The organism is Pseudomonas sp. NUPR-002 (assembly GCF_056322725.1).
In genome coordinates this window covers 170306-183043 of sequence record NZ_CM150476.1, presented here as the reverse complement: position 1 = coordinate 183043, position 12738 = coordinate 170306, and the positions used below count along the sequence as shown (strand labels likewise).

7 protein-coding genes and 1 tRNA gene are annotated in these 12738 nt (G+C 61.2%); 7 read left to right on the top strand and 1 reads right to left on the bottom strand.

Going from position 1 to position 12738, the window contains the following annotated elements; all coding sequences use genetic code 11:
• The first annotated feature begins 151 nt into the window (after nt 1-151).
• Nucleotides 152-228: transfer RNA gene (locus ACVWSC_RS00780), tRNA-Arg, on the top strand.
• Nucleotides 229-430: 202 nt separating this feature from the next.
• Here the strand turns inward: ACVWSC_RS00780 and ACVWSC_RS00775 are convergent.
• Nucleotides 431-1324: a hypothetical protein gene (locus ACVWSC_RS00775; RefSeq protein WP_442111337.1), complete on the bottom strand. Its 894-nt coding sequence runs from the start codon at nt 1322-1324 to the stop codon at nt 431-433.
• A 402-nt stretch (nt 1325-1726) separates the two neighbouring features.
• Here ACVWSC_RS00775 and ACVWSC_RS00770 point away from each other — a divergent pair, with 402 nt between their 5' ends.
• The 6 genes from ACVWSC_RS00770 to ACVWSC_RS00745 all read left to right on the top strand — a co-directional run bounded on the left by ACVWSC_RS00770 (nt 1727) and on the right by ACVWSC_RS00745 (nt 12735).
• The gene (locus ACVWSC_RS00770) at nt 1727-2041 is read left to right on the top strand and encodes a DUF3077 domain-containing protein (RefSeq protein WP_442111336.1); all 315 of its coding nucleotides are present in this window, start codon (nt 1727-1729) and stop codon (nt 2039-2041) included.
• A gap of 424 nt (nt 2042-2465) precedes the next feature.
• On the top strand, nt 2466-3929 hold the full coding sequence (locus ACVWSC_RS00765) for an SrfA family protein (protein ID WP_442111334.1): 1464 nt from the start codon (nt 2466-2468) through the stop codon (nt 3927-3929).
• 17 nt (nt 3930-3946) lie between these two features.
• The gene (locus ACVWSC_RS00760; RefSeq protein ID WP_442111332.1) at nt 3947-7024 is read left to right on the top strand and encodes a virulence factor SrfB; all 3078 of its coding nucleotides are present in this window, start codon (nt 3947-3949) and stop codon (nt 7022-7024) included.
• Nucleotides 7021-9729: a putative virulence factor gene (locus tag ACVWSC_RS00755; RefSeq protein WP_442111330.1), complete on the top strand. Its 2709-nt coding sequence runs from the start codon at nt 7021-7023 to the stop codon at nt 9727-9729. The genes ACVWSC_RS00760 and ACVWSC_RS00755 overlap by 4 nt, the downstream gene beginning before the upstream one ends.
• 4 nt (nt 9730-9733) lie before the next feature.
• Nucleotides 9734-10777, top strand: a complete 1044-nt coding sequence (locus ACVWSC_RS00750; protein WP_442111328.1) for a hypothetical protein — start codon at nt 9734-9736, stop codon at nt 10775-10777.
• Nucleotides 10778-10815: 38 nt separating this feature from the next.
• Complete coding sequence (locus tag ACVWSC_RS00745; protein WP_442114237.1) at nt 10816-12735, top strand: vWA domain-containing protein; 1920 nt, start codon at nt 10816-10818, stop codon at nt 12733-12735.
• Nucleotides 12736-12738: the final 3 nt, after the last annotated feature.

The window sequence follows — 12738 nt, the reverse complement described above, 5'->3', positions numbered from 1 at the left end:
ATAGGGTGTTCGAAAAAAAGAACAAAAAGCGCTATACGGCGCCTCTTTTCAGATCAGCGTCACTCCCAGGTCCCTATGTGTGCAAAATCGAACACAGCCATTTGTGGCGATGGACGCCGTCAGTCTAGATGGGTATCATGGCGCCCGCGTTGCACTCGTAGCTCAGCTGGATAGAGTACTGCCCTCCGAAGGCAGGGGTCGTGGGTTCGAATCCCGCCGAGTGCGCCATATAGATGAAAAGGCCCAGGTGAAAACCTGGGCCTTTTTTTATGCCTTGCTCCGTGGGAGCAACTGTCTTGATCATCCTGTGGGAGCGGCGGTGCGGCGACCCGACTTGCCCCGCGATGCGATGTTGGCTGACACACCGCCATCGCGGGGCAAGCCCGCTCCCACAGGTGGTGCAAGACTGCATCCCCCACCCACCGAAAGCCTATTCCAGCTGGCCTTGCACTGGCGCTTTGCCGTGGATCGCCGAGTAGCGCGCCAACTGCCCCAAGCGTTTATCCAGCTCCTGCAGCAGACGATTGCGGGTGGTGGTCACTTCGGTTTTGTTGAACAGCCCAGGCTCTACCGTGTACAGGTTGAACATCTGGTTGATCGTAGCCGGTGAGGCGATGTTGTAACTGGCCTCGGCGTTGTGGTTGTAAAGTGTAACCATTCTTCCGTTCTGGCTGTCGGCCGGGCGCGCGAACACCATGCTGATGTACTGCCCTTCACGAATGCGCACGTTGCTGTTGGAAAACTGAAAGCACGCTTCTTTGCCATTGTCCAAACGCACCCAGAACTCGTGCTCCTGCACATTGTGACTGCTGACGTGCATCGACGACGAGCTACCACCAATCGAGCCGTAACCATTGGCAATGTAACCGCCACCGGAGCTGTGTGAATGACTGGCACTCAAGTGCGTTTGGTTGCGCTTCTGGCTGTCGAGCACCTCACCGCTGAAGATGAAGAAACACAGCTGACGGTCGAAGTGGTTGAACGGCTCATCGATGAAGTTCGGGTCTTCGGCTGACAGGCTGATGTCGTACATGGTGCGGATCATTTCATCGCGCGCGGCCTTGTCGTGCTTGGCGCGCTCCTTGAGCTCGGCGCGGCGCACCTTGGCGTCTTCGATGGCCTTGAGAGCCTGGGCTTTGAGGATTGGGGTCTTTTCATTGGCGTAGGCGGCGGCTTTCTCGCTCGCTTCCTTGAGTACCGGCGCAGCCTTCTGGCCAGCCTCAACTGCCAGTTCCTTGGCTTTGGTCAATGCCTGGGCCGCTTTGGCAGCCAATTCGGGGTTGGCGTCGACGGCTTTCTTTTTCAGGTCATCCCAGAGACTCATTCTCTATCCTCTCAACGCGTCATCAATGAACAAGCCGCCTACGGCGGTGCTTTGCGGAGTTTACAGGCAGTTAGCGGGGTGAAGAATGTCAGATTTTATGTCGATCTTCCGAAAATACTGGCCGATGTAACGTCCTAGGAAATACCCTACCGAGTCTGTCGATCCCCATCTGCTTGTCCCTGGGAATACTTACTTCTAGGCTCCTACTCGTCACCGAAAACTCGGTGATCGGGTGTGGTAACCCGGAGTGAGGATCATCCTATACAGCCTATGGCGGCTGTGCGCGGGAGGCTTTCGGGCCTGCCGGGTTTGGACGATCCCCCGGTTTACCACCCCGCGTACAGCTGCCACCCATTCGTGTGGTAACGAATGACGGTGTCAGCCCAACAATGGATCGCCGACATGAAAAAAATAGTTCCCGACCCACCGCTTGAAGCATCTACAACCACCGCACACACCGTCTTCGGCTGTTGCCCGGCCGGGCACTCTCCTCTGTTTTCCGTTTGCTCCGGGATCGCTGCCCATGATGCGCTGGTGCATGCCTCTTTATATCTGAGCTGTGCTTACGACACTGGCTACAAAGCGTTCGATGACATCCATCCAGACAGCAAGAATTTCTTGTGGTCGACCCTTCATTCGGTAGAGATGGCCAAGGGGTTGGTTGAGGCGTTGCTGGAGGGCATAGAAGAACGGGCCATGGTTCAGATGAACAGCTAGCAACCTCCGGTGGGAGCGGGCTTGACCCGCGAATGCGGACTGTCAGGCACATTGCTTCGCGGGGCAAGCCCGCTCCTACCGGGGTCGGAAATGGGCCATGCGGGCATTCTGTGGGAGCGGGCTTGACCCGCGATTACGGGCTGTCTGGCACATTGCTTCGCGGGGCAAGCCCGCTCCTACCGGGGCTGAAAATGGGCCATGCGGGCACTCTGTGGGAGCGGGCTTGACCCGCGATTGCGGGCTGTCTGGCACATTGTTTCGCGGGGCAAGCCCGCTCCCACAGGCGGCGCTGTCTGACCAATAGCAAATTGCCATCCGTTTGAATTGACGACTTCTGCTCATGCCGTTAGTGTTGCACGACATTTCGGGCGTCTCTATTTAGAGCCGCCCGTTGCTTATCGGAAGAGCAGAAGGTAGATCAAGGATGCGCGGAGTACTGCTACGCAGCGGCAAAAGTGAACAATTCACTGCGCTGGGGGAAACCGGTCAGCCGGTTTACCGGGCTGCATTGCAGCTTCGTGAAGCTATTCGACGGAAAAACCCCGACCATCCGGGGCTGGTCGAGCACCTGGCCATTCCGCAAACCGATGAGCTGGGCAGCAAAATCGATTGGTACAGCGACCGCCTGGGTGATGTGATTCCCTGGAGCAGCGCGACCGAAGAAGAACGTGCGCCCGCACGCGCGCAGCTGGAAGTGCTGCAAAGCCGAATCAACGACCTGAGCAACGAGTTTCTCGGTCTCGACGCCAACGGCCAGCCACTGCCCGGCAGCAAGCCCGGCGCGCAAGGCGATCGCACGGTGTTCGGCAAGCTGCTGACCTGTGTGGTGCCGTTCCCCGATGAAAACTATGTGTACCTGGTCGACGGCAAACCAGTCCTGACCTTCTGGGGCTTTATCCACGCCGGTGCCGAGCGCAGCCGTCAACCACTGCATTGCCTGTACCCCACCACCCCGAAAGTCGCCGAGCCTGTTGCACCTGCACCGGTAGCGCCGGTCGCGCCGATTGCACCGCCTCCACAGCCGGCCCCGGTGGTCACCGAAGTCGTCAAACGCCCGTGGTGGCGGTACTTGTTGTGGCTGCTGGCCTTGCTGTTGCTGCTTGCCCTGTTGCTGTTCGGGCTGCGCAGTTGCTGGCCGGGCATGGGCCTGGGCGGTTTGCCGCTCGGCGATTTCAACAAGCCGGATATCCACGTAGATCCAAGCCTGCCGACAACCACCCTGCCTACAGGCAACGGCCTGCCTGTAACCACGGGCCAGCCTGTCGGTACAAACAACGGCGCTGGCGCGACGCTGCCAACTGGCGGCAACGTGCCCACTCCTTCCGGCGCCCCAGAGGCGGGCAACTCTGGCGCACCGGTCAGCGAGCCACCTCAGGCACCTGAGGCGAACAACGGCGAACCCGCTGCTGAGCAACCGCCTGCCGATCAGCAGCCAACGCCACCGGAAATTCCGGCTGACCAGCAGCCACCTGCCCCGCCTGAGCTGCCAGTAGAGCAGCCAGTACCGCCGTCACAAACCTCAGGGCTGACCATTCCGCCGAATGTCGGCAATGGCGCCGCCGACTTCCTCAACGGCAACTACAACGGTGCCGGTATTCAGGAAGTGGGCACCGGCAAGCCGCTGCGCCTGAAGTACGACTTCCAGAATGGCAAAGGCCAGGCCACGGTCAGCCGCTCCGATGGCGTGAGCTGCAAGGCGCCAGTGGCGGCAGCCATGAATGGCGGCACGCTGTCGATCACCAACGACGGCCAGGCAGCCTGTGCCGATGGCAGCAGCTACGAACTCCCCCAAGTGAATTGCACACCAGGCGCTCAAAGCATCGCCGACTGCTCCGGTAACTACGGCGCAGACGAGTTCAAGATGCTGATGAATCAAGCCGGCCAATAACACGAGAAGCGCAGAAGATGTTGCCTGAAATCACTCAGTTTGAAGAAACGGTCACGCTGGTCAGCGATAGCGGCATCCAGTTCATGGACTTCGCCCTGCGCCTGGGCCCCGATGAGCAGGCCGGCAAGTTCGTTCAGCTCAACAACGGTATGGTCCCGACTCGCCTGTTGTGGTCCAAGGAGTACAAGGACTTCTACGAACCTGAGCCCGACAAAATGGTTCAGGTCGAGTTCGACTCCACCGAAGACAACCACTTCCGCCTGGGCATGGAAGAAAGCCTGAAGCTGTTCGATGGCGTCTGGCTGCCGATTCCGTTCCTGCGCTACATGCCGCCGCACCGTTACGACGAAGGCCCGAACAACTGGTCGCGCATGCGTCTGGTCAAGCTGCCGGAAGCCGATATCGACGGCAATACCCACCGTCTGACCATCGCCTTCGACTGCCGCATCATGAAGAGTGTCGACGGCGCCGCCTACCTGGCCCCAAGTGAAGAAGACGTGCGCTCCGGTGTCGCCTTCAAGCTGGCTTGCAGCGCGCGCGAATACGGTTGGTTCCTGACCAACAACTGGATCCGCGAATGGCTGACCGAGCTGTACACCGAGGCCCGCGCCGAGTGGACCCGTGAGCGTCTGGACCGTGACCTGCAAGGCAACCGTCACATCGCGCACTACCTCAACCTGCTGAGCCTGCTGCGCCGCCCGGTGCCAGCCGAGCAAAGCACCGAGAAGCCCAAGGTCGAGATCCCGGAAATCAAGGTGGTGGCCAACGACGCCCAAGGCGTTGTGCAGCCGATCAAGGTTGATCTGGTACTGGACGTCGGCAACTCGCGCACCTGCGGCATTCTCATCGAAGACCACGGCCAGGCCGGCGCTGGCATGCTCAACAACTATGTGCTGGAGCTGCGCGACCTGAGCGAGCCGCACCAGATCTACAACCAGGCGTTCGAAAGCCGGGTCGAGTTCAGCAAGGCCGCCTTTGGTAGCGATCAGTGGTCGAGCCAGAGTGGTCGTCACGATGCCTTCCAGTGGCCGACCCTGGCCCGCGTCGGTGGTGAAGCCGGGCGTCTGGCCAGTCGTCGCCGTGGCACCGAAGGCTCCACCGGCTTGTCGAGCCCGAAACGTTACTTGTGGGACGAGAAAGCCTACGCCCACGGTTGGCGCTTCAACACTTCGAACAAGAAGGTCAGCGATGAACCGGAAGCGATTGCCGCGCCGTTCTCGTCGCTGATCAACGACCTCGGCCAAGCGCTGTACCTGCCGCCGAAAAACGATATGTCGGCGTTCTCGTCGCTGTATTCGCGCAGCAACCTGATGACCTTCATGCTCGCTGAAGTGGTGACTCAGGCGCTGTCGCAGATCAACAGCCCGGCGCAACGTTCGCGCCAAGGCCGCGCGCGCACTCCGCGCCTGCTCAACAGCATCACCCTGACTGTACCGCCAGGCATGCCGCAGGCCGAGCGCAGCATTCTCAGCAATCGCATGTTCGAAGCCGTCGGCCTGGTGTGGAAAAGCCTGGGCTGGCATGAAGGCGACAGCAACCCGTTCAAAGACAAGACCGTCAAACCACGTACCCCGTTGCCAAGCATCCGCGTGGACTGGGACGAAGCCAGCTGCGGCCAGTTGGTGTACCTGTACAACGAAATCAGCGAAAACTTCGCCGGTCACCCGGAAGAGTTCTTTGCCACGCTGGCACGCCCGGACAAGACCGAAGCCGAGCAGATCACCCTGGCCACCATTGATATCGGTGGCGGTACCACCGACCTGGTCATCACCGACTACCGCCTGGATCGCGGTGCCAACGGCGGCAATGGTGCCAACGTGCACATCGTCCCTGAGCAACGCTTCCGCGACGGTTTCAAAGTGGCCGGTGACGACATCCTGCTGGATGTGATCCGCGAATTCATTCTGCCGTCGTTCAAGCGCGCGCTGCAGGACGCCGGTGTGTATGCCCCGGATGCGCTGATGTCGCGCCTGTGCGGTAACGGCGAAGCCAGTGCGCAAGAGCGCGTATTGCGCCAGCAGCTGAACCTGCAGGTGTTCGTACCGCTGGGCCTGGCGGTGCTCAAGGCTTATGAGCAATACGACCCGGAAACGCCGCAGGAGGTGGTTGAGCAGAGCTGGCGCGAGCTGCTGGGCGATGCCTCGGTCAACGACAGTGTGCTGGAGTTCGTCAACGCTGCGGTGCGCCGTGACGTCGGACGCGATGGCACCCTGGACCTGCTGAGCACGCCGCTGACGCTGGACCTGGAGCAAGTTCACCTGGCGTTTGTCGGTGGCCAGATCAACATCACCAAAGTGCTCAGCGAACTGTGCGAAGTGATCTCGCATTATTCCTGTGACGCTCTGCTGCTGACCGGGCGTCCGTCGCGCCTGCCAGGCATTCAGGCGTTCATCCGCCAGCGCCTGCCATTGCCGCCAGGACGCATTCTGCCGCTGCAAAACTACCGCACCGGTGGCTGGTACCCGTTCCACAAGAACGGCCTGATCGACGACCCGAAAAGTACCGCCTCGGTCGGTGCGATGATCTGCCTGCTGTGCGCCAAGCACAGCGTGCCGAACTTCTACTTCCGCACCGCAATGCTCAAGCCGTACTCGATCATCAAGCACTTCGGTCAGATCGATAACGCCGGGACCATCAAGCATGGTGACGTGCTGTACCACAACCTGACCTCCGACAAGGGCCGCATCCAGCTGCCAATCGTGGGTGAAGGCGAAGAGCGTGGTACGCCGTGGCTGGAAATGCGTGGCGACATGCACCTCGGCTACCGCCAACTGGCCGCCGAGCGCTGGTCGGCCTCGCCGCTCTACACCCTGCGTTTCACCCCGCAAGGGCAGCGTAACTTCTCGCAGTCGATCGGCAAGGGCGGTGAAGCGCCGGTGCTGCGCATTCGACTGGCCGTCGATGAGCCATCGGACATTCTGCTCGAGCAGGGGCTGATCAGCGACAAGCTGATTATCTCGGATCTGAAATCGAACATTCAGGATGCCGACTTCGACTTCGAACGGGATCTTGAGCTCTCACTCAACACCATGCCGACCGGCAACCTGAGTGACAGTGACTATTGGCTCGACAGCGGGAACGTCAAAGGAAAATGAGCAATCTAACGCCAAAGCAGCAACAACTGGTGGGCGCTTGGAGCGCCGTTCACAAAGGCGCCGACCAGGCCCTGCAGTGGATCGAACAGGTCCGTGGCAACGCGGCCAGTGTCGAGGCCGAAGCCGATGGTCTGAACCTGCGCCTGCACCGCGCCCGCAACCGTGCCCGCGATCTGCAGCGCGCTGCTGCGACGCCGATGGTAATTGGCTTCTTCGGCCTGTCGCAGGCCGGTAAGTCGTACCTGATTTCCGCCCTGGCGGCCGACACCAGTGGCCGTCTGGAAACCGATTTCGGCGGCAAGACCCTCGACTTCATCGAGCACGTCAACCCGACCGGTCTGGGCAAAGAAGCCACCGGCCTGGTTACTCGCTTCAGCCGCTGGGCGCAACCAAGCCCGGACGCCAACTTCCCGGTAGAGCTGAAGCTGTTCAGCGAAATCGAAGTGGCGAAGATCCTGTCCAACGCCTGGTTTGAAGACTTCGACCAGGAGAAGCTCGACTATTCGTTCACCGACGAGCGCATCCAGGCGGTACTCGCCGCGTTCGAAGGCCGCGAAGTCGAGAACCTGCAGCCCGGCGTCAGCGCCGATGACGTCGTTGCCCTGTGGGACTACCTCAAAGGCAACTACGAGAAGTCGGTGCGCAAGCTCTCCGAAGTGTACTGGCCGCGGGTGATGAAACTGGCCCCGCGCCTGAACTACCGCCAGCGCGCCAAGCTGTTCTCGATTCTCTGGGGCGAGCAGGACGGCCTGACCGAGGTGTACGAGCAGTTGGTCGGTGGCCTGCAGAAAATGGGCTACCCGGACACCGTCTTCGCACCGTTGAGCGTTCTGGTCAAAGACGAAAACGGCGTTTACACCCAAGCCAACAGCATCATGAACGTCGACATCCTCGGACGTCTGGGCACTGGCCGTGATTTGCCGGTCAACGTGCTGCCGGTTCGCGAAGGCAAGGCACAGGCCAGCACCGGCCTGACCGTTGCCCAGCTGGCCGCGCTGACCGCCGAGATGACCTTCCGCCTGAGCAACACGCCGAAAGACCCTGTGGTGGAAGAAGTCGATTTGCTCGACTTCCCCGGCTACCGCACCCGGCAGAAGCTGCTGCGCATCGAAGACGCCGCCGACCCGAACGCGGTTGAAGAGATCAACCCGGTCTCGACCCTGATTCTGCGGGGCAAGGTCGCTTACCTGTTCGAACGCTACACCGACGCGCAGCAAATGAACGCCCTGGTGCTGTGCACCAGCTCGTTCAAGCAGAGCGAAGTGGTCAGCGTCGGGCCGGTGCTGACCCGCTGGATTCACAAAACCCAGGGCGCCACCCCGCAAGAGCGCGGTCAGCGCACCCCGGGCCTGATCTGGGCATTGACCATGCTCGACGGTTTCATCAGCAACACCCTCGGCCTGAGCGAAGGGCAACTGCCTGAGGGCTGCGAGAACATGATGAAGCTGACCATGATCGAGCGCTTCGGTGCCATGGAGTGGATGAAGAACTGGTCGAACGACCCGTTCAACAACACCTACCTGGTGCGCAAGCCGCGCCTGGACACCGCGTTCATCGAACGCGATGGCAGCAGCGGCGAAGAAAACGAATTCACCGACCGCCATGTGCAGCGTTTGGGCCAGCTCAAGCAGTGCTTTGCTGCCAGCCCTTCGGTGCAGCGCCACGTGAAAGACCCGCAAGATGCCTGGCAAGCCATGCTGGAGCTCAATGACGGCGGTATCACTCGCTTCAGCAGCAGCTTCAAGGGTGTCGCCAACATCGACTTCAAGCTGACCCGTATCGAAGAACAGCTGCACCAGTGCCGCGCCGATCTGCTGGAGCATGGCCTGCATGTGTGGCGTGAAGAAGATTTCGAACAACTGCTGAACAAGAAACGTCAGAAAACCCAGTACCTGCTCGACAACCTGGGCGCCGACCCGGATGTCATCGCCAACCTGATCCATGAGCTGCAATTGCCGGTGGAAGAGCTGCGCGACCTGTACCTGAGTGGCGTGTACCACATCGACGGGCTGGACGCTGAAGCCGAGGCCGAGCCTGAGCAGAACGTGCGGGCACCGGCCAACCAGGCGCCAGCGCTGAACTTCGGCAACCTGTTCGCCAGTTCTGCAGCGGAGCCTGCCCCGGCGGTGAAAAAACCGCTGGCACAGCGCCTGACCCCAGAACAGCGCTTCGCCCGCGCTGCGCTCAAAGCCTGGATCAAGCACATGCGCGACCTGGGCACACGCACCCTGCTGCTCAACAGCCTGCGCCTGAACAAAGACATCGTTGATGCCCTCACCGAAGAGTTGATCAGCGCCGTGCGCAACAAGGCCTTCATGGCCGACCTGGATCAGGCGGTCACCCGCCGGGTGCAAGGTGGCCTGCATCGCGATCAGACCGTGCAGCGCCAGGTGCTGTCGGTGCAGTTGCTAATGCGCGACTTCCTTTCCTGGTTCGGCCTGCTGGCCAAGCCGGAGGCCGAGCGCCCGCACAGCCTGCTGGGCGACCGTGCACCGGTATTCAGCTTCTATCGTTCGGTGCCGTCGGGCGAACTGCCGCAGCTGCCAGAGCAGCCGTCGCACCAGGAACAGCGTTATCAGGTGGATTGGTTATCGGGCCTGGCCTGGCTGACCCAGGAAAACGCCAAGAGCGGCGCCGACCCGGAAATTACTACCGAGCAGCGCCGCCAGTTGGCGGTCCTGCTGAACACATTCGAAGCGAGTTGAGTGCATGGGTATCAGAGTTGATGTACTGCCATTGATCGATAACACCCCGGGTCAGGGGTGGTTGCGGATTACTGGCTGGACGGGCGCCAGCGCGGGGCTTGAGTATTCGGTACAAAGCAGCCAGACCCGTGACTTTCTGCACCCCGGCAAGCAGTGGACCAACGTCGCCCACGGTTTCCCGCTGATCGGCCTGGCGCCGGCAGAGGGTGCCGATGCGCTGCAGGTGCTGGTCGGTCCTGATCTGATCGACCCGCTGCTGGCCGCCAGTGGCACTGCCAACTTCCGCATCACCCTGAACAACCCGGGGCTGGGCCAGAGTGAAGCGACCATGGTGCGTCTGGACAAGCACCTGCTCGCCTCGATTGCCTCCACCGGTGCGAAAAAGCCTGAGCCTGCGCCAGCACCGGTTGCACCGCCGGTGCAGATTCCTGAGCCAGTGGTCGTTGCTGAACCACCCGCTCCCGTGGTTGAAGCACCGGTCGTTGCTGAGCCCGCGCCAGAGCCGATTCCCGAACCACCGCTGACCCCACCACCGGCAGCGCCCGCGAAGAAAAACCGCTGGCTGCTGCCGTTGCTGCTGTTGCTCGTGCTGCTGGCGATTGCTGGCGGTGCCTGGTGGTTTATGCAACAACCTAAACCTGCAGTGGTCGATGAGCCGCTACCCGCGCCTGCACCCACCACCGAGCCGGTCGCCGATGCAGCAGCGCCTTGCACACTGGAAAGCATGAAGAGCCAGCCAGAACTGGCATTCGTGCAAGGTTGCATCCAGAAAGCGCCGGGCAGTGCTGCCCTGCTGGAAGTGATCAACCTGGCCAAGGCCAATAACCAGTGTGCGGTTGCTCAGCGTCTGTACGCCAACCGTGCGCAGAGCGGCGACATTCAGATCGCCACCGCTTACGCCCACGAGTACGACCCTAAGTACCACCAGCCAAGCGAATGCTTCAAAACGCCTGACAACGCGACTGCAGCGTACTGGTACGAGACCATTTTGGGTTTCGACGAAAACAACGCCGATGCCAAACAGCGCTTTGAGGAACTCAAGCCATGAGCCTGCAACTGCGCGGCGTAGCCGCTGCCCTGTTGGCCATGAGCCTGAGCCCGTTGCTGCAAGCGGCCGACCAGCCGCTGCTGCAGGCTGGCAAGAAAACCCTGTTCCAGCGTGTACTGACCACTCCAAGCTGCAAACTCGGCACCGCCGCCGGTGATGCGGCCGGTACTGCCCAACCCGCGTTCAGCCGCTTCTATGTGTACGAGCGCAGCACGGTGGGTGCCCAGGAATGGCTGCGCGTTGGCCCGGACACGCAAGGCAAGAGCATCGGCTGGTTACCCGGCGACTGCACCGTTGAATGGAAGATGCAGCTGACCCTGGCCTTCACCAACCCGGCCAACCGCGACCGCCTGATGTTCTTCAAGGAGCGCAGCCAGCTCGAAGGCATCCTTGACGCGCCGGATCCGGTCAGCCAGGTGGCGCCACTGCGGGCCAAACTCAAGCAAGGCAGCGAAGCCCCTGGCGTTCTGGCCCAGGAGCCGGAGTTCTTCGTCGATATGCAGAAGAACTTCTACCTACTGCCCGTGCTGAGCGGCGAAGAAGTGATGACGGAAGAGGGTTTCCGTACCCGTATTCTCAACGTCGCCTCGGTGAGCAAAGCGGATGCTGCCAATGCCGCTGCGGCGTCTGCGAGCACCCCTGCTGCAGCCAAGACGCAGATGAAGGCGTTCAGTGCCGCGGTGGTGTTCGTCATCGACTCGACCATCTCCATGGACCCATACATCGACCGTACCCGCGAAGCGATCAAGCGCGTGTACGAGCAGATCGAGAAGGAAAACCTCGGTCAGCAGGTCAAGTTCGGTCTGGTTGCCTACCGTTCCAGCACCAAGGCCGTGCCTGGGCTGGAGTACGTCAGCAAGATGTACGCCGACCCCAACACGGTCAAAGACGGTGCCGACTTCATGGCCAAGGTCGCTGACCTCAAACAGGCCAAAGTCTCCAGCAGCACCTTCGATGAAGACGCCTATGCCGGTGTCATGCACGCGGTGGACAAGGTGGACTGGAGCCAATTTGGCGCCCGGTACGTGGTGCTGATCACCGACGCCGGTGCCATCGACGGCACCGACAAGCTGTCGGGCACCGGCCTTGGCGCCGAGCAGGTCAAGATCGAGGCCAGCAACCCTGGCGTCGCGCTCTACACCCTGCACCTGAAAACCCCGAAAGGCGCGAAGAACCACAGCCACGCCGAAGCTCAGTACCGGGCCCTGTCGAACTACCCCGGCACCAATACCTCGCTGTACTACCCGGTCAATGCCGGTGACGTCGAAGCCTTCGGCCGCAAGGTCGATGGCCTGGCTGCGGCCATCACCCAACAGGTGAAATCCGCGTACCTGGGTGAAGATGCAATCGGCAGCGCCACCAACGCCAAGGTCGATCCGGCCGAGAAGAAGATGCTGGAAGACGCCGCGCTGATCGGCCACGCCATGCAACTGGCTTATCTCGGCAAAACCACTGGCACCCAGGCACCACCGGTGTTCCAGGCGTGGATCAGCGACCGTGACCTGATCAAGCAGAACCTGCCGACTACCGATGTGCGGGTGTTGCTGACCAAGGCCCAGCTCAGTGACCTGAGCGATGTGCTCAAGCAGATTGTCGATGCGGCCAACGAAGGCATGATTTCGCCAAGCGAGATGTTCACCCGCCTGCGTTCGGTCGCCGCCACCATGGGTGCTGACCCGAACCAGCTCAAGCAAGGTTCGACCACCCGTGTTGCCGACCTCGGCGTGCTGGGTGAGTACCTGGAAGACCTGCCGTACCAGAGCGAGGTGCTCAACCTCGATGAAGAAACCTGGAAAGGCCTGGACGGCCTGGCGCAGGAGAAATTCATCCGCAACCTGAGCACCAAGCTGCGCCACTACCAGCGCTACAACGCTGATGTGGACCGCTGGGTAGCACTGGCGCCAGGCAGCGACAGCCGTGACAACGTGTATCCCGTTCCGCTTGAGATGATGCCCTAAGCC